This is a genomic window from Streptomyces sp. NPDC048248 (genome assembly GCF_043201875.1).
GTDB lineage: Bacteria > Actinomycetota > Actinomycetes > Streptomycetales > Streptomycetaceae > Streptomyces.
In genome coordinates, this window is sequence record NZ_JBICZL010000029.1 from 39,180 (window position 1) to 55,362 (window position 16,183).

Below are 16,183 nucleotides of genomic sequence, written 5' to 3' on the forward strand. Positions count from 1 at the left end.
CCGGATCGGGCCTGATGTGACACCGCGACCCGAAAAAGTTCCGACGGCTTCTCACGCCGCCTCGACCCACTGGGGCGCCGCCTGCCGCAGCCGCGCCACCGCCCGGCTGCGCCGACGACGCAGCGCCACCGGGCTCACCCCCCACGCCGACGCCGCCGTAGCATCCTGCGGCGCGCCCTCGCGGTAGTGATCGCAGATTCCGGACGCCGCCTCCGTGGTGAGCACCTCACGCTCCAACGCCCACACCAAGAGCGCGACCATCTCGCCTCGAGCCCCCTCCAGCTCCTCCACCGCACTCGTTGCGGCCTGAAGTCCGGCCGCCTCGGCGGCACGCGCCAGCAGCAGCGGCTCGACAGCCTCCGCAGGCTCGACACCGCCGGGGAGCGCCGCCAACCGCGCCTCGTCCAAGCAGTCAGAGGGCGCCAGCTCCTGCTTGAGCTCACGCGAGACCCGGTGCCACAACTCCATGCGCAACCCCGACGCGACCCTCCGCGGCCGCCGGACGATCGGGTAGGTGCGCACCACCTCCCACAGCGAGGCGACCACCACCTGCGCCACGTCCTCGCTGCTCTCACCGCTGCGCACGCAGTCGCGCAGCATGCGCCGGGCGCAAGGCAGCATCGCCTGGACCAATATGCGGACGGCCAGCTCCGCATCCCGTCCCTCGCCCGCACTGGCCCGGTGCAGCAGGACACTCATCCAGATGTCGCTGAACTCCGGCCCGTCTTGCTCGGAGTGTCTGCGTAGGAGAGTGAAGAGTTCACCCAGATCTGCGGGGGCCTGGCCCTCGTCCAGCACGCCGGCAGCGAGCATCCAGGCGCGCACTCGATCACTGTTGCCGCGGTCGGCGCAAAGCCACTCCCACTCGGTGTTCAGACGTGTCACCAACGTCGGCTGTACGGAGTTCACGGCAGGCTCCCTTCGGATCGACTGCCGTGAACTCTGCTCAGCACCCCTTACCCAACTGCTTGCCCCAAAAGGGCAAAGCGGCAGGTCAATTGGGGTATCCAGCGGGGCAACCAGTGGGGTATCCGCACCCCGAGCAGGGGCATTGAAGGGCGCTGATGGCTTCTCCAGCTGCCCATGCGGCCGCCGAGGAGGTCGGCCACAACCCGGCGAGAGGCTTGCAACGTCATCAGGGCTGGCGCAGCACACGTGCGTGTCGAATGTGGCCCGGCGCTGCCACCCCGGTACGTCCAGACGCCAGAGCGAGCCGTAGCTGCGCAGTCGGAGGGGCGGTCTCGGCTGCCGTGTAGCTGAGACTTCGGGCCGTCGGCCGTGGGGGTGGTAGGTGCCGCTCGCAGCGCCCTGGGCCGGTACCACCGCAGGTACCGCCGTGAATACCAGGGTGCGTTCCACTGTAGGTACCACCGTGCGTACCACCCTGCGTACCAGGTCGCTTTAGACCTCAGATGTATCCGTGCAGGTCAGGGCGCATGGGTATGCGGTCGCCGCCACTGACACCTCTTCCTCAGGAGGAGGAAGAGGCCCTTTCTCTTCCTCTGACCGCGCGGCGTGGGGCGTGGTTCAGCGGGACCTATTCAGATTCCTGTGCACCCGCGAGGGCCGTCGCGCAGGACCGACGGCGCGCGGAGCTGCCCCTGGCAGATGGCCTCCATGACTGAGCTGGCGACGTCCTCCGCTCGGACCATGGCCGAGGACTGGTTCTTCGGTGCGGAGGAGCTGGCAGGCCTGTACGTGACTCCGAAGCGTCGCCAGCGGAGCCCCTCGGCCCGCCGGAGAAAGATGGCGGGCTGTTCGGCGACCGGGAACTGGTGGCCGAACAGGGCGACGCGAAGCCGGCGGGGACGGCGGCGGTCGCCCGGGGGCGGCGGCCGGGACTACGGGCACACACTGCGTCGCCGGCGAAGGCGAACTTCTCGGGGTGGATGCACGGGGTTGGGCTGCGGACGTCGACGATCTCGCGGGCATGGTGGCTGAAGCGGAGATGCGTGCGTGAGTCAGGCACACCGATCGGACGTCTGTGGCCGGGACGTCAGCCACCGGCTTTGATGGGTGTCGTGGCCGATGGCCGATGAAGAGCACATGGGTAGTGGCCGAGTTCTGCCGATCGGCCGTGGCCGACCCCCGCTGCGTGGCCGATGGCCGATATGACGGTGTCGGCCATGCGTCATGGCCGACGGTGGCCGGTGAGTCATGGCGGTGCGGGGCGCAGGGCATGGGGTGGCCGATGCGCTGTGGTGCCGTGATGGCCGCGTCCGGCACTCCCCGGATACCCCCTGCTCACAGGCGGGTATCCGGGAGGGGTAAGCATCCGGGTATCCACTGTGCGGAGTTGCGATCGGGGTATCCGGGGTGGACGCAACCGGGTATCCGCAGGCTGGTTAGTAGGGGAGGCGAGAGCGGTCACCTGGCCGATGTGTCGCTGTCCGGCCGATCGATGTCCAGGTTCAACAGACGCGCATCGGCCAAGGCGCGGGGCCTTCGTCCGATGCCAGCCCGTCCCTAGCGCCACGATGCGGCAGGTATCTCGTTGCGCTCAACACTTGCAATGTGTGGGTTAGTACCTGTAATATATGTGGTGTCGGGAGGGGCGAGCACCCCGAACGGCGAGCAGATTTCCAACTCAAAAGAGGTAGCCGTGACAGACGGAACCCTGTCGCTCTCTGAGCGACTCGCCATCGTCTACGAGCGCTTAAATGCGCTGCCACCGCCCAAGGGTGCGAGGGAAGCCCTCCGTCAGCTCTCCGAGACGCTGGAAAGCGTCGAAGACGAGTTCAGCGGAGTCCCGAGAAACCCGCAGCCGGGCCTGAAGTTCGACGGCCGGATGTACCCGCCCCGCGCGGACTACACCACCGAAGACGCCGACGGCAGGCTGACCGCAGTCACCAAGGGGAACGTGATCTACGCGGACCCGGACGGAACGCTGACGATCACGAGCAGGCGGAGCGGCGAAACGATCTACAGGCGAGCAGGCGGCCACTAGGGCAACGCCCGCCCCGGAGCCACCGGGGCGGGCTCTTCCGTCGCACAACTACCGCAGAGCATCAGGAGCCCCCTTGATCATCGATCTTGCCGTGATCTACACCAACCAGCTCGACGAGTGCCGCGACTTCTACGCCGGCCTCGGTCTTGACCTCGTGCCCGAACAGCACGGCAACGGGCCGGCGCACTACGCCGCGGTCCTCGCCGGCGGGAGCGTCCTGGAGCTGTACCCGGCCACCAATCGGCCAGCAACCGGACACCTACGACTCGGCCTCACCGCGCCGGCCGCCGGTGCACCGTTGCCGGCGGGCCGGCACACCCTCACCGACCCGGACGGCCGCACGGTCGTCCTCACCATCCCGGAGGAAAACAGCATGACCACCGAGCAGAGCGCACGCGCCGCTGTACGCAGCGTCCTGGGCGACGACGCCCAAGCCGAAGTGACGGTATTCCCCGCAGGCAACCTCTCCCTCACCGTCACTTGCGGCCGGCATGTGGCCACCATCGACGGGGACGACGCGACCGCGTGGGGATGGAGCGTCGATCCCGGCACCGACGACGGGTTCACCGGCCACGAGGAGACGGCAGAGAGCCTCGAGGAGGCGCTGATCGCCGTCCGCGGGAAAATCGAGGCCTGAGACGACGACGGCCGACGGGGCCCGGTCCGAAGACCGCCGCAATGCGGTGAGCAAGCCCCGTCGGCCAGCAGATTCCCCAAGAGGAGAACACCCCGATGGTAGCGACCAACGCACCCGCCCCGCCCCCCGGCCGCGTCGGCGTCACTTTCGCCGAGATCGCCGAGCACTACGGCAAGGCCACGCGCTACGTCGCCGAAAACCCTCGATGGGGCAGGCACCCGCAATGGCCGTCCAGCATCGGGAAACGCGGGCGCACTTACGAGTACAAGCCCGAAGACGTCGCCGCCTTCGTCGCCGCGCACCACACCCGCGAAGCCGTACCACTCGACCCTGAACGCCTCTACACCGTGCCTGAGATCGCGACCGCGACCTCGGGGCCGGCGGACAGCATCTGGGCGGACATCAGCCGCGACCGGTGGCCCGCCCCAGACACCACCACCGAGGACGGAACCAAGCTGTGGCGCGGCGCCACGGTCATCAAGCACCTGGCCGGCCGCCGCGCCTATCGCAAGCGGGGGTGAGCGCTCGGACGCGGTCCTCCAGCCGAAGCGCCCCGAGGACCTCGACTACGTGCGCCAGGCCCTCGACAAGACGCCCCGCCGCCGCGGCAAGCCCCGCTACGAGCGCGACGGACGCATGGTCGGCTACACCGAACTCGACGCCCACGCCGCAGAGCGCCACATGTACAGCCCATTGCGCGGAAAGTGTCAGCGGCTGGGCAATCGCCACAGCCGTGTCCCTGCCCGGGCCTGCTCCGCAGGTATCTCACGGACGAGATGGTAGAGATTCTCAAAGTACTCCTGCCACCGGTTGGGATCCGGCAGAGCGTTCTGTGCACGCCGGGCCCGTTCCACCGCTACCAGCGGTTCCATGCGCTCCCACACCGAGATCACAGATCCGCCCAGGTAGCCGGAGACAGGTTCAATCTCCACCACGCCGTGTGTCACGAGAGCGCCGAGATTGTCGTAATACCAGGCCAGCTCGCGCACCAGGTCCTGTCCTTCGGCAGGCAGGCCGGCCAACCCCAGGGACAGATCGCAGGCAGGCAACTCCTCATGCACAAAGGTGCGCGCCCGCGCCAGTCGTACGCTGCGATGCTCCCTGAAAAGATCCACCACCACCGGCAGCGTGTTGGCCTGCTCCGAAAGCCGCAGCTGACGCCAGGACAGCGCGCCAGACAACCCGAGCGCCACCAACGAAACCACCAACGCCGCAATTTCCATCCCGCCCCCCGGCATCCCCATGTTCCCCACACAACGCCTGTCCCCACATCCTGCCGTCCCGACAGGGTCCGGTCAGCTGACACGGCAAAGAGTTCGGCCCCACGCCTGCCCCAGCAAGAGCGAAGACGGGGTGTTCGACCTCGACGAGATCTCCCACTACAAGGTCGGCACGACCGTCAAGCTCACCAACATGACCCGCGGCACCAGCGGCGAATCCGGGGCCGCGCCAACCCCGCCCATCCGCTTCGACATCACCTTCGTCAACAGCCCCAACCGACCCACCCTCGACCTCAACGAGGCACAGATCAGCTGCTGGCGACGACGGTAAGGCCGGTGAGCAGGTATCCGACTCCGCTTGGGGCCTCAACGCGCCCCCGACTCGCGTCTCCTTCCGGGCAAGTCCGCTACCTACACCGCGGCCTGCGAAATGCCTACCAGCCAGAAGGCGGTGCACATCGAAGGCACCCCGGGCTACGAATACCAGGCGTCGATTTTCACCGGCGCCGTCAAGTAGCCACCCCGAGCCGACCGGCACGGCAGCAGCACCCACCGACCAGTGCCGAACACTGAAGGAGACCCGATGCCCCTTCCCCTGTGTATGAGACGCTCCCTCGCCGGTGCCGTACTCGCCCTAACCGTGGCCTACCCCCTCACCGCTTGCGGCGACACCCCGAGCCCCAAGGCGGCCGCGAAGACCACCGAGCCGCAGCGCACCTCCAGCCTCGCTGCCTGCGAAGCCCTCCTCGAAAAGACCTACCAGGAACGGCAGCTGCGCGACGTCTCCAATGAACCCGAGTGCAAGACCCTCTCCCACGATCAGTACGTCAAGGCCGTCGGCGACGTCCTCGGCGCACACAAGGACGACTTCCTTGACCAGGGCGCCAAAGAGGCCGACTGGGACGAAGCATGGGATACCACAGCCCCAGCGCAGCAGGACGTCGTCTGTCGCCGCCTCAGAGAGGACGGGGCTATCGCGGTGGGGAAAGAGATGGACGAAGCGGCCGGCAGTGACTCCACCGGCGACGAGACGGAGATGGCGCAGTACTTCCTGACCGACAAGTGCGGCCAGCCGTGATGCGCCTCCACCCTCTGAAGTTACCGACGCTGTGCCGATGGTGGTCACCACCTTGGGCCGGCTGTGCGAGCACGGGCCTTTGGGCCCGGTCTGGTTCCGCTTCGGCCACCCCGCCTGGCAGACCCTCCCCGACGCCCTCGACAACCCCGACGACGAGCGCCTTCGACCGCCGCCGACGTCGGCGCGAGCAGCTCCGTGAGCAGCAGCGCGAGCTGGAGGAGCAGCAGCGTGAGCGCGAGCGCCAGGAAGAGCGGGAGCGGTGGGCGGCGCAGGAGGCTGCCGCCGATGCTGCCAGGGAGCCCGATCGGGTGTGCCAGGAGTGTGATGGGCCGTTGGAGAGCAGCCCCTTCGAGTACGACCCGCAGGAAGAGGACGCACCGGCCGGCCGACGGAGTGCACTGCGCGGGCTGCCGTATCCAGCTGGCCGAACCCACTGGCCGCATCGGGCGGGTGCTCCGCAGGCTGGTGAACGGGGAGGAGCGCTACCCCCGCCGATAGCGGCGAGGCCGGGCCGCATACCCGGATGCTTACCCTCGGCCTGTTCAGGGCGCCTCGTCGAGCATGTCGGGGGTCAGATCGCCTCGGATGCGGAGTACCTGGGGCCTGTGGCGGTAGCGGCCGAACTCGGGGCGGAGTTGGTCGACCTGCAGCTCGACGACCATCTCGGGGAGCACCGGCAGGTAGAAGACGGGATCGGCGCCGGGTAGGCCGCCAACGGTTCCGGGCAGTTCGCGCATCGTGTTGCCGGCCGGGTGCAAAAGGGGAGCCGCGGCCCGTCGAAGGTCGGCACCCACCGGAAGGCTGACGCCAACGGGCCGCATCCGGCCCGCGCGGGGCCGGCCCAGGACGAAGGCCTGCGTGGCGGGGGTCGTGCCGGTGACTCCGATGACGACGGCGTCGACGGTGTGGCGCTGGCGCCACTTCAGCCACCCCGAACCGCCGCGCCCACCCAGATACCGGGAGTTCCGCGGTTTCGCGACGACGCCCTCCACTCCGCCGAGCGCGCCCACCCAGCCCGTTGCTACCTCGACGTTGGTGGTGGAGGGGACCGGTTGTAGGGTCGTCGGCCCGTCTTCGAGGGCCTGCAAGAGTTCGGCTCTTCGCTGGTCGTACGGCTGGCGCCGCAGGTCGGTGTCGCCGATGGCCAGGATGTCGAAGAGGGCGACGTGGACGGAGAAGCCCGCACCGGGTCGTGGCCCGCGTCCGGCTCGGCTCTGGAGGCGCTCGAAGGCCACTTCACCGGCATCCGTGACAGCGACGAGCTCGCCGTCGAGCACCACGTCCGGCAGGCCCCGCGCCGCCTGCGCGACGTCGGAGAACGCACGAGTCAGATCGGTGCTGTGCCGGCTCCACACCCGGCCCGAGCCGGTGTGGATCTGGCAGCGCCAGCCATCCCATTTCGGCTCCAGCGCCCAGCCCGGTCCCTCGGGGATCTCCTCGACGGGACGGGCCAGGGCGAGCTCGACGGGCATAGCGAAGGGCGGCGGCACGAGCGCCCTCACGTGCTCGGCGCACGGCGTGCGATGGAGGTAGCCGTAGCGCGCATCGTCTCCCGCCACCCTTCCTCGGGGAATTTCAGCGTATGACCGAGGCCCGTGACCATACGCAGCGGGCCGTCGCCTGTCCTGTGCCAGCGAAGTTTGAGTGGCGCCGAACGCAGCCGATCGAGAGGGGAACGCTGCTTTCCTCCTGCGGCCTCCGGCGTTGTCTTGGCCGGCCTTGCTCCCAGGCGCGGCACGCCTGGGAGCTCTGGCCTTGGCTGCAGGTCAGTCCTGCGAGAGGTCCTGGGTGACTTGGAAGGTGATGAACTCCGCTGGCCGGACGACCGCCACACGGATGTCGCAGACCAGCTTGCCCTCGGAGGGGTTGTTGCTCTTGTCGCAGCGCACGTAGAACGCCTCCGCCGAGCTCCGGCCGACCAACATGCCCTGGCGCCACAGGCTCGTCAGGAAGTTGCTGACGGCGTCCTGCACAGACGCCAGCAAGCTGTCGTCGTTGGGCTCGAACACCGCCCACACCGTGGACCGGTGGATGGACTCCTTGATGAAGTTGACCGTGCGGCGCACGTTCAGGTACCTGAGTTCAACGGATTCACTGTCGCCGGCGGCCAGTGTGCGCGCGCCCCACACCAACAGTCCGGTGCCCGGGAACGAGCGCAGACAGTTCACCCCCTGATCGTTCAGCACGACCAGCTCCGCGTCGGTGACGTTGCGGGCCAGCGCGGGCACGCCCCGCAGGTCCTCGTTCGCGGGCGCCTTGTGTACGCCGCGTTCGGTGTCGACCCGGGCCCAGACGCCGGCGACGTGTCCGCTCGGCGGTACCGAGATCGTTGCTCCCGCGGAGTCGGTCACGTTCACCCACGGGTAGTACGCGGTCGTCCACGGCCGTGCCGCAGCGGGAATCGCCAGCACGTCGGTCGCTTTCGCGTCCGGCGCGGCATCCTGGGCCAGGTGCAAAACCGCGACGCGGTTGCCCATCCGCTCGCAGTGCGCTGCGATGCCCGCCGCACGAGCCGGGACGTCCTCTGGGGTGCTCCACAGGTCCGGGGCGATGACGATGGTCACGTCGTAGGCCTCCAACCCCGCCAGGCCTCCCGGCTCACCGGCCTGCCGGTCCCCCTTATAGCCGTCGGCGGCTGAGACAGGGACCAGATACGCCTCGCCACCACCGTTGACGAACCATCCGTAGACCGAGGCCCATGCCTCCGAGGACAGCTCCAGCCTCTGTCCCTCTGGGTCTTCCTCTGCTCCGGTGACCCTCGCGAACTCTTTCCACGATGTGATCCGCACCGGCGCCGACTCACCACCCGCCGTCTCCACCAGGAACGCCGCCACGGCTGTTGGCGCCGCCGTGATGAACCGCGTGCCGCCGCCCTGCTCCTGCACCCAGACACCAGGCGGGCGACCTTCAGGGCCTACCTCAACGACTCCGGACACGGCGAACCCCTCTCACGAAGATCAACAACGAAGCCAGGCTATGACTTAGCCCGACCCACGCACCGGAGGTTCTCTAAAGCCTCCCACCCGATCACCCGTACGTGTTCGTTGCAGGAGCCTCCGGACATCTGGCGCTGGCCCGGTTCGACTCAGCCTTCGGTGACACAACCCACCGGTTGATCAAACTTCAATGACACGGGCCACGGGGAAGGCTGCGCGGCACGCTTGCTCAGCGTCCAAGAATCGAACGGGTGAGCGTATTCTGTGTCGTGTGGCTGACACCTTCGACTTCCCTCAAGATCTGCTGGACGCGCAGCTGGAGCTGCATCAGGTCCAGGCTGAGCTGCATGCCCTGTATGAGCGGCTTCCCTGGTCGGCCGAACCGATGAAGGGGCATGGTGGAGACTTCTGGCGCCCGCGGCTGCGCACCGACTCGCCCGGCTACACCGACGATGAAAAGGCTCAGCTCGCAGCGCTGCGTGCCCGGCAGCTCGACCTGGCGGTCACGGTCTCGTGCCACGCCTACTGGGCCTCGTGCCTGGGTGACGTCGTCAAGGCCCGCTCCGCGCTGAAGCACGCCCATGAGCCGGCGGACGAGCCGGAAGAGATTGCGGCGTAGCGATGGAGGGGTGCCGCGATCAGGAGACCGACGCCCGCCCGCGGGCCGAGGTCACCCTGTCCGACGGGCAGCGCCTGCTGGCTGCTGTCGTGCACCGGCGCCGCGACCGCGTGGGCGCGTGGTGGTACGAGCTGGAGATCGAGATACCCGACTGCGACGAAGAGGGCCGCAACGGTGCCGCCCTGACCTCCCGGGTCGTCTCTTTCAGTGCCCCGTACCCCCTGGTCCAGCCCCTGCCGGACGAGGACTACAGCCGCCTCGACCCACCGCCTGCGCACGAGCGCCGGCGCTGGCGCATCTACGACGCACCCCGCACCAGCCCCGCCGACTACTACATCCACCGCGACGACTGCGCCCAATGCCTCGGCGACCGCCTCCTGAGCGACACCGAAGCACTCCAGCAACTCGCCGACCCCGAGAACGCGGTCCCTTGCCCGGTCTGCCGCCCCGACACCGTCCTGCGCCGTGTCAACTGATGTTGTCGGTGGCTGCTGGGGAGGGCGGTCGATGGCGACTCGGAAGCGGCGGAGACCGGAATAGGGTGAGCGCCCGCCGCCTCCCTCCGGGCGGGCCGACCGGATGCGCCGCCACCTCGCCGCAAGGAGCCTGGCCATATGACCGCTCGCATCGTCATTCACCCGCCCGTCGGCACCGGCGGGCGCCGCGTACACATCGACGGCACCGTCCTTGGCCTCGCCCGCAGCGACATGGACGTCGTGGAGTTCCTGCGCCGTGCCGGGCTCCCCGACGGCGAGCCGCTCCTCGATAACGCCGAGTGGGTGGAATGGCGAGGCGGACAGCCGCACGACTACGGCGGGCCAAGCATCAGCAGCGTTTGACCTGGCCTGGCCTCGGACGAGGCGGCCGCCGCCCGTCCGGCGTCAGGTCATGGATCTTGAGATTGAGGGCGAGAGCGGATGCGGCGAGGAGAATGCGGTGAACACCAAGTACGTCGCTCGGCTGCAGTTCACGCCGGACGGGGCAGCAGTTGAGGGCGAGTGGACCGTGGCCGCCACTGCCCGAAGCCGGTACCGGGAATGGGTCGGGCGTTACGGAAGTAACCCGGCCGTGATGATCCGGCTGATCGAGAAGACCGACGGCTGCGAGCGCATCCGAAGGACCTGGACGGCGCAGGGTGAAGTGGAAGCGCCGAAGAGCCCATAGCCGGATTGACCGCGGACACGGCCCGCGCGAGCACAGGGCCTCCCAACGCGGGACCGCACAGCATCCCCGCCCGCCCGCGTTCAGCGTAGACCTCTGCCGGAGTGCGGTAGCCGTGGGTCTTGCGCGGACGGTGGTTGAGCTCGTGGGCGATGGCGTCCAGGTCGGCCGGGTTGAACGTGCGGAGGTCCGCGCCCTTGAGGAGGTACTGCCGAAGCAGCCGATTGGTGTTCTCGTTGGTACCGCGCTGCCACGGGCTGCGCGGCTTGCAGAGGTAGATCGGCATCCCGGCCTCGGTTGTGATGGCCTGGTGTTGGGCGATCTCTCGGCCGCGGTCCCAGGTGAGCGTCCGCCGCAGCTGGGGTGGGGTAGCGAGAAGGCTCCTGGTGAGGTGCGGGGTGGCCATCCAGGTGCTCTCCTGCACAACCGGCCTCCGCGTACAGCTCGACGATGTAGGGGCTGTGGTTGACGAGGGACTGGGCGGCGTGGTCGAAGCCGAACACCGCCAGATCCGCCACCGGCTCATCGGCGACCAGAACCCGCCGGCGGTGCTGCTGCCCTCGTTGTGGTCGTCGCCCTCGTAGAGGTCGTAGAACCCATACCTCCGCGGCACTGCACGGCTTCTGGTGGAGAGCAGCGGAGATCGTCAAGGAGAACGAGGAGCGAGCAGACGTCGTAGTGCCGTTGGTGTGTGGCCCAGATGCTGGCGCATGGTCCTGCACAGGTGTGCCTGGTCGGCGAAGCCGAGGTCTGCGGCGAGGGCGCTAAGGCTGCCCTCTCCTCCCTCCAAGCGGTCCAGGGCTTGGCCGATGCGGACCCGATTTCGATAGCGGGTCACTGACACCCCCATTTCGCGGGTGAAGGACCGGCTCAAGCTGTACGGCGATACCCCGAGCAGTTCTGCGAGCGGAAGCAGTCCGCCCGAGGCTGGGTGGTCATCGCTCATCGCCTGACGGGCCGCCGCGACGAGAGCTGCTTCGCCCCTGGGGGCTCGTGCGCCAAAATGTGTGGGCGCGGAGATGATTTGGCTGACGGCGGTGGCGAGCAGGCCGAGCAACTCTTCCGTCACCGCGTAATCGATGTCCCCGGTTCGGGCGGTCGCGAGGAGCCGGCGATGGGTGAGGTCGAGGCGGGCATCGACGTACACGCTCTGCCGGGCCAAGCGCATGACACCGCCGGCCGTGCCGTGCCAGAGAGCCGGCGTCAGGCTGATCGATGTGCACATGTCGCCTCCGGAGGGATGAGCGAATTGCTCTTCCTCTCCCGGCACTCCGACGTAGGCCATCGTCGGGTCGATGTCGGCGGGGGCGCCGGCTGCGCGCCTGCGGAACCGACCACGGCGTACGAGCACCACCCGGTAGTCGTCACGTACTTCGGTCTCGGACCAGGTCGCGTGGTTGTCCTGGCACGTCACCGCGAGGATGCTGAAGTCAGGCCGGGTGGCGAGGGTGGTCGCTGAGAGCACCCTTGCACGCTACGCGGAGGGTCTGACATTCACCCACGCAAGAATGTTCAAGACGAGGACCGACTGCCACGAGCAAGCTGTTCGAAGTGAGGCAGACCCCACCGCCCGGCCCACCGCGCCAACATCATGTCCTCCGCACAGGCAGGGTCACGCCTCCGGGCGGTGAAGCCCGGATTGCAGCTAGGCGACCCGACAGGGGGTGCTGCTCCCACCCTTCGAGGGCTCCTGTTCTTCCCTATCAATCGCGACTGACACCCTGCAGCGAGGAGATACGCACATGGCTCATGTCCACAAGGAATTCCTGGTCGACAGCTCCCCCAGCCACGTCTGGGCGGCGGTCCGGGACTTCGGCGAGGTGCACCGGCGCCTGGCGCCCGGCCTGGTTACGCACACGCGCCTGGAAGCGGATGTCAGGGTCGTGACCTTCGCGAACGGCGTGGTGGTGCACGAGCTCCTCGTCGACATCGATGACGAAGCCCGCCGGGTCGCCTACGCGGTGGTCGGTGGATCGCTGACCCCGAAGCACCACCACGCCTCCATGCAGGTCTTCGCCGACAGCGCGGAAAGCAGTCGGTTCGTCTGGATCACCGATGTGACGCCGGACGATCTCGCGAGCCCTATCGCCGAGATGGTCGACCAAGGAGCACGCGTGATCAAGCAGACGCTGGAGACCGCGGCCACACAGAACAATTGACCAACGGACTGGAGATGCTGAGCGCCTCCGGCGGGAGACTGACTCGTCCCACCGGAGGCGATTCACCAAGAGACTGTGCAGCGGGTGTGAACGGTCCCGGCCTCCGCCATCAGCCCGTCCATCGCGCCGAGGTCATCAAGAAGTCCGCCACGATCCCAGAAGCCGGGTCCAAGCTTCTGCACGGCTGCACCCATCCGCGTGCGGGTGTGACCGACGGCGACACGACCCCGGCGCCTTCGGCGACAAGGCGTGTCACTGCGCTCCCTGCCAGACCGTTGCCGTCAGCGCCTGGAAGTGATTGACCTCGTCGGCCGACCCCTTCTTGTCGTACTTGCCGCGCACCACGTCGACGGCGAGGTGGAACTTGCGGACCTGCACGAAGCCGAACCAGCCGGCGAAGACCAGGCCGGCGACCACGAGCCAGGCAACGATGAAGGGGAGATCCGTTCCGCCGACGGGAACGGAGTAGAAGACGACTTCGCCGCGCCACTTGGTATGCGCGCTGACTGTGCCGCGGGTTCACGAGATTCGGCTAATCGTTGCTGGCGTTCGGCGGGGTTGCGTTGCTGCCAGGCCACACCGGCGGCGATGAGGGTCAGGCCCAAGGGTGGCGAGGGCGCTCATGGTGCGCCGAGTGCTGCGCTGGTGGCGTCGGCCAGCTGCGATCGAGGCACCGAGGAAGGCGGATTTCGGCGGGTTGAGCAAGCCCTGCAGCTGACCGGGGAAGCCGTCTTCGCCTGAGCTGCGTTCAGCCTGATGCAATTGCCAAACTGCGTCGCTTCAGTTGCTCCAAGCGCTACTGAGGGCGTGGGTACGGCAAGTCCTCAGTGGTGTCCCTCCGTCAAACGTGCGGAGCTCGCACAGTGGGGACTACCTGAGGGGCGGCCCGTCCCTCTCGCTAACTGACTGCCGGATTCCGTTTGGCCAGCGGCACAGAATCCTGCTGGCGGGTCAGCTGACCCAGATGCCCAGATGCCCTCGGGTGAGAGTCGCCGTGCGAGGCGCCGGCCCGAGTCGCTGAGCGGGCTGGACCAGGACACGTCGGCAACCTGGTATCCGACAGGTTCGCGCTACCGAGGGGCAGTCGCCTGTTGGTTGCCCACACGACCAGCGCGCAGGCCGCGAATCCGGCTCCCAGGAGACTGGAGCCCGCCCAGCCATAGGTGGTGAAGAGGGCGGTGGTTGCGGCTGCGCCGAGGGCGGAGCCGAGTGAGTAGAAGACCATGTAACCGCCGATGACGCTGCTGGTGCGATCAGGGTGCGCGGTGGTGATCAGGTGTTGGTTACTCACGTGCACGGCCTGGACCGCGAAGTCGAGACCCACGATTCCGACGATGAGGAGCCACAGTGTCCACGGCAGTTGCGCGATCGCTGCCCACGAGAGGATGAGCAGGGTGAGCGCGAGACCGGTGACCGGGACTGCCCGTCCTGCATCCGCCCACCGTCCCGCGCGTGCCGCGCCGAGCGCGCCGGCGAGTCCCACGATGCCGAACAGTCCGATCTGGCTCTCGCTCAACTGCCACGGCGAGCCCGCCAGCGGCAGGGACAGCCCGCTCCACAGTGTTCCGAACGATGCGAACAAGAAGAACGCGATGAGCCCGCGCGTCAGGAAGAGGCGCTCCTTGAACAGTTCCTTGAGTGAGACGACGGCCTGCCTGTACCCCGCAGATCGGTCGTGGCGCTCCTCCGGCGGCAGGACGGCCAGGACGAGGGCAGCGAGCCCCAGTGACAGCACCGCGAGCACGGCATAGATGCTCCGCCAGCCCCACACCTCGGCGAGCGCGCCGGTGACGACCCGTGCGCCCAGGATGCCGACCACAACGCCTGAGGTCACGACACCGATGTTCCGTCCGCGTTCGGCCGGCAGCGAGACCGACGCGGCGTAGGCCACCGTGGTCTGCACCACAACCGCGAACAATCCAGCCGCCGCGAGCCCCGCGAACGCCATCCACGCGGCTGAAGCTAAGGCCGTCAGGAGCATGCCCGCTGCGGTGATCGCCAGGTGCCCGGCGATGAGTCGGCGTCTGTTGGCGACCACGTCGCCAAGCGGCACCAGCAACAGCAGCCCAATTAGATAGCCGAATTGGCCGGTCGCGACGATCCACCCAGTGAGTTCTGCCGGCACACCGAGGTCGCGTCCCATCACCTCCAGAACCGGCTGTGCGGCATAGACGCTCGCCACAGCGACACCACACACCACCGCGAGCAGCAACCGCCGCCACACGTTCATCGCAATCCCCAATCGGTAGCAATCTGAAACCAATTTGACCGTAAGGCGTGGCGGTAGCAGATTGCAACTGATTGACCCTTGCGGCATGATGATTTCAATCCGCAACCCACCGGGAGACGTCATGTCGCGCACCACCCTGCGCGCCGCAGACCTCGACTGGACCGACCCTGACTGCCCCGTCGCCCGCACTCTCGACCTCGTCGGCGATAGGTGGAGCCTTCTCGTCATCCGCGATGCGATGGACGGGGCGCGATCATTCACTGAGTTCCAGCGACGCACCGGCATCGCCCGCAATATCCTCACCGACCGCCTCCGCAAGCTCACCGCTCACGGGCTCCTCGTCCAGCGCACCGCATCAACAGGCCGCCGCCAGGAGTACGTGCTCACCGACGCCGGCCGCGACCTCTTCCCCGTCATCCTCACTCTGCGACAGTGGGGAGAAGGCCATGCATTTGCCCCCGGTGAGACTCACTCCACCCTGGTCGACCAGCACGGCAACCCTGTGCCGGAACTCGCGCCGACCAGCGCTGACGGAACCTCCCTAGACATCGACACGACGCACGTGCAGAAGGCCCGGTAAAAAGCAGACTCGGCACCCTCAGACCTCGCAGACACCGCCCCCACGGCACCGGTAATAGGAGGCGGCCTCGGCGGCAAGCACGCCTGCGCACCGTGGGCCCGTTCGCACGCCGCTGCGCCAGGCGCGAAACCTAGACCGCACCCCACCGCAGCGAGACAGTGCAAGGCCGTCTCCGAGACGAGTGGAGAACCATCACGGTCCGTCCGGAGTGCTCACACAGTGGGCGCCCCGGCGAGGTGCTGGGCGGCGTAGGCCCCACCTCCCTCGTGCGTAGCTGCTTCCGGAGCAGTTTGCACGGCGGCTTGGGCCTCTCGCAGTGTCAGGAGGGGCAGGCGCTTCTCCTCGGCGTCGACCACGCCGTCCACCAGGGCCAGTAGCGATCGTCCATGTCGCTCATGGGCGGTCCAACGCCTCACCCTCAACGTGGTCACGCTCGCCCCCTTCACTGGTGAATCGACCGGTTGTGGGCGTTGACGAAGCCAATGCCGGACGAGCGCGGTGGTATGGCCTGGTGGCGGCGCCAGGGGGCAGTCGCAGGCGGACAACGATGCGCCCGCGCCCTCAAGGACTGGTTCCGTCCCAATCCCGCTGGCGCACGTTTCTACGCAGGCTCTCC

General features: G+C 68.0%; 20 protein-coding genes and 3 pseudogenes. 15 read left to right on the forward strand and 8 right to left on the reverse strand.

Going from position 1 to position 16,183, the window contains the following annotated elements:
- Nucleotides 1-51: 51 nt before the first annotated feature.
- Nucleotides 52-909 (reverse strand): hypothetical protein, encoded by an 858-nt coding sequence (locus tag ACGFZW_RS36180; protein ID WP_393897579.1) that lies wholly within the window; start codon nucleotides 907-909, stop codon nucleotides 52-54.
- A 1,693-nt stretch (nucleotides 910-2,602) separates the two neighbouring features.
- On the opposite strand from ACGFZW_RS36180, the gene ACGFZW_RS36185 reads away from it, so the two are divergent.
- The 4 genes and pseudogenes from ACGFZW_RS36185 to ACGFZW_RS36200 all read left to right on the forward strand — a co-directional run.
- Nucleotides 2,603-2,947, forward strand: a complete 345-nt coding sequence (locus tag ACGFZW_RS36185) for a hypothetical protein (RefSeq protein WP_393897580.1) — start codon at nucleotides 2,603-2,605, stop codon at nucleotides 2,945-2,947.
- Nucleotides 2,948-3,020: 73 nt separating this feature from the next.
- Nucleotides 3,021-3,584, forward strand: a complete 564-nt coding sequence (locus ACGFZW_RS36190; protein ID WP_393897581.1) for a VOC family protein — start codon at nucleotides 3,021-3,023, stop codon at nucleotides 3,582-3,584.
- A gap of 95 nt (nucleotides 3,585-3,679) precedes the next feature.
- Nucleotides 3,680-4,105 carry a hypothetical protein gene (locus ACGFZW_RS36195; protein ID WP_393897582.1) on the forward strand — a complete coding sequence of 142 codons (426 nt, stop codon included), beginning with the start codon at nucleotides 3,680-3,682 and terminating at the stop codon, nucleotides 4,103-4,105.
- 31 nt (nucleotides 4,106-4,136) lie between these two features.
- Nucleotides 4,137-4,250: pseudogene (locus ACGFZW_RS36200) on the forward strand (DUF6009 family protein); the annotation flags it as partial.
- A 41-nt stretch (nucleotides 4,251-4,291) separates the two neighbouring features.
- On the opposite strand, the gene ACGFZW_RS36205 reads toward ACGFZW_RS36200, so the two are convergent.
- Nucleotides 4,292-4,807 (reverse strand): hypothetical protein, encoded by a 516-nt coding sequence (locus ACGFZW_RS36205; RefSeq protein WP_393897583.1) that lies wholly within the window; start codon nucleotides 4,805-4,807, stop codon nucleotides 4,292-4,294.
- A 130-nt stretch (nucleotides 4,808-4,937) separates the two neighbouring features.
- On the opposite strand from ACGFZW_RS36205, the gene ACGFZW_RS36210 reads away from it, so the two are divergent.
- The 4 genes from ACGFZW_RS36210 to ACGFZW_RS36225 all read left to right on the forward strand — a co-directional run bounded on the left by ACGFZW_RS36210 (nucleotide 4,938) and on the right by ACGFZW_RS36225 (nucleotide 6,081).
- On the forward strand, nucleotides 4,938-5,135 hold the full coding sequence (locus ACGFZW_RS36210; protein ID WP_393897584.1) for a hypothetical protein: 198 nt from the start codon (nucleotides 4,938-4,940) through the stop codon (nucleotides 5,133-5,135).
- Between the two features lie 27 nt (nucleotides 5,136-5,162).
- Nucleotides 5,163-5,321 (forward strand): hypothetical protein, encoded by a 159-nt coding sequence (locus ACGFZW_RS36215; RefSeq protein WP_393897585.1) that lies wholly within the window; start codon nucleotides 5,163-5,165, stop codon nucleotides 5,319-5,321.
- Between the two features lie 66 nt (nucleotides 5,322-5,387).
- Complete coding sequence (locus tag ACGFZW_RS36220; protein WP_393897586.1) at nucleotides 5,388-5,882, forward strand: hypothetical protein; 495 nt, start codon at nucleotides 5,388-5,390, stop codon at nucleotides 5,880-5,882.
- A 37-nt stretch (nucleotides 5,883-5,919) separates the two neighbouring features.
- On the forward strand, nucleotides 5,920-6,081 hold the full coding sequence (locus ACGFZW_RS36225) for a hypothetical protein (RefSeq protein ID WP_393897587.1): 162 nt from the start codon (nucleotides 5,920-5,922) through the stop codon (nucleotides 6,079-6,081).
- A gap of 343 nt (nucleotides 6,082-6,424) precedes the next feature.
- Here the strand turns inward: ACGFZW_RS36225 and ACGFZW_RS36230 are convergent, their stop codons facing one another.
- Nucleotides 6,425-7,441: a hypothetical protein gene (locus tag ACGFZW_RS36230; protein WP_393897588.1), complete on the reverse strand. Its 1,017-nt coding sequence runs from the start codon at nucleotides 7,439-7,441 to the stop codon at nucleotides 6,425-6,427.
- 207 nt (nucleotides 7,442-7,648) lie between these two features.
- Complete coding sequence (locus ACGFZW_RS36235) at nucleotides 7,649-8,716, reverse strand: phage tail sheath family protein (RefSeq protein WP_393897589.1); 1,068 nt, start codon at nucleotides 8,714-8,716, stop codon at nucleotides 7,649-7,651.
- A gap of 373 nt (nucleotides 8,717-9,089) precedes the next feature.
- Here ACGFZW_RS36235 and ACGFZW_RS36240 point away from each other — a divergent pair, with 373 nt between their 5' ends.
- The 4 genes from ACGFZW_RS36240 (at nucleotide 9,090) to ACGFZW_RS36255 (ending at nucleotide 10,601) form a co-directional block, all read left to right on the forward strand.
- Nucleotides 9,090-9,437, forward strand: coding sequence for a hypothetical protein (locus tag ACGFZW_RS36240; RefSeq protein WP_393897590.1), 348 nt, complete (start codon nucleotides 9,090-9,092; stop codon nucleotides 9,435-9,437).
- A gap of 2 nt (nucleotides 9,438-9,439) precedes the next feature.
- Nucleotides 9,440-9,913 (forward strand): DUF6233 domain-containing protein, encoded by a 474-nt coding sequence (locus ACGFZW_RS36245; RefSeq protein WP_393897591.1) that lies wholly within the window; start codon nucleotides 9,440-9,442, stop codon nucleotides 9,911-9,913.
- Between the two features lie 138 nt (nucleotides 9,914-10,051).
- Entirely contained in the window at nucleotides 10,052-10,276 is a 225-nt protein-coding gene (locus ACGFZW_RS36250) for a hypothetical protein (protein ID WP_393897592.1), read from the forward strand.
- A 97-nt stretch (nucleotides 10,277-10,373) separates the two neighbouring features.
- Nucleotides 10,374-10,601 (forward strand): hypothetical protein, encoded by a 228-nt coding sequence (locus ACGFZW_RS36255; RefSeq protein WP_393897607.1) that lies wholly within the window; start codon nucleotides 10,374-10,376, stop codon nucleotides 10,599-10,601.
- 91 nt (nucleotides 10,602-10,692) lie between these two features.
- Here ACGFZW_RS36255 and ACGFZW_RS36260 read toward each other — a convergent pair.
- Nucleotides 10,693-10,965, reverse strand: a pseudogene (locus ACGFZW_RS36260) (IS30 family transposase); the annotation flags it as partial.
- A gap of 31 nt (nucleotides 10,966-10,996) precedes the next feature.
- On the opposite strand from ACGFZW_RS36260, the gene ACGFZW_RS36265 reads away from it, so the two are divergent.
- Entirely contained in the window at nucleotides 10,997-11,182 is a 186-nt protein-coding gene (locus tag ACGFZW_RS36265) for a hypothetical protein (protein WP_393897593.1), read from the forward strand.
- 62 nt (nucleotides 11,183-11,244) lie between these two features.
- Here the strand turns inward: ACGFZW_RS36265 and ACGFZW_RS36270 are convergent, their stop codons facing one another.
- On the reverse strand, nucleotides 11,245-12,063 hold the full coding sequence (locus ACGFZW_RS36270) for a helix-turn-helix domain-containing protein (RefSeq protein ID WP_393897594.1): 819 nt from the start codon (nucleotides 12,061-12,063) through the stop codon (nucleotides 11,245-11,247).
- 277 nt (nucleotides 12,064-12,340) lie between these two features.
- On the opposite strand from ACGFZW_RS36270, the gene ACGFZW_RS36275 reads away from it, so the two are divergent.
- Nucleotides 12,341-12,757, forward strand: coding sequence for an SRPBCC family protein (locus tag ACGFZW_RS36275; protein WP_393897595.1), 417 nt, complete (start codon nucleotides 12,341-12,343; stop codon nucleotides 12,755-12,757).
- Nucleotides 12,758-13,027: 270 nt separating this feature from the next.
- Here ACGFZW_RS36275 and ACGFZW_RS36280 read toward each other — a convergent pair.
- Both ACGFZW_RS36280 and ACGFZW_RS36285 read right to left on the reverse strand, forming a co-directional pair.
- Nucleotides 13,028-13,249, reverse strand: a pseudogene (locus ACGFZW_RS36280) (D-alanine glycine permease); the annotation flags it as partial.
- A 406-nt stretch (nucleotides 13,250-13,655) separates the two neighbouring features.
- Nucleotides 13,656-14,987: an MFS transporter gene (locus ACGFZW_RS36285; RefSeq protein ID WP_393897605.1), complete on the reverse strand. Its 1,332-nt coding sequence runs from the start codon at nucleotides 14,985-14,987 to the stop codon at nucleotides 13,656-13,658.
- A gap of 121 nt (nucleotides 14,988-15,108) precedes the next feature.
- Here ACGFZW_RS36285 and ACGFZW_RS36290 point away from each other — a divergent pair, with 121 nt between their 5' ends.
- Nucleotides 15,109-15,567 carry a winged helix-turn-helix transcriptional regulator gene (locus tag ACGFZW_RS36290; RefSeq protein WP_393897596.1) on the forward strand — a complete coding sequence of 153 codons (459 nt, stop codon included), beginning with the start codon at nucleotides 15,109-15,111 and terminating at the stop codon, nucleotides 15,565-15,567.
- Nucleotides 15,568-16,183 lie beyond the last annotated feature (616 nt).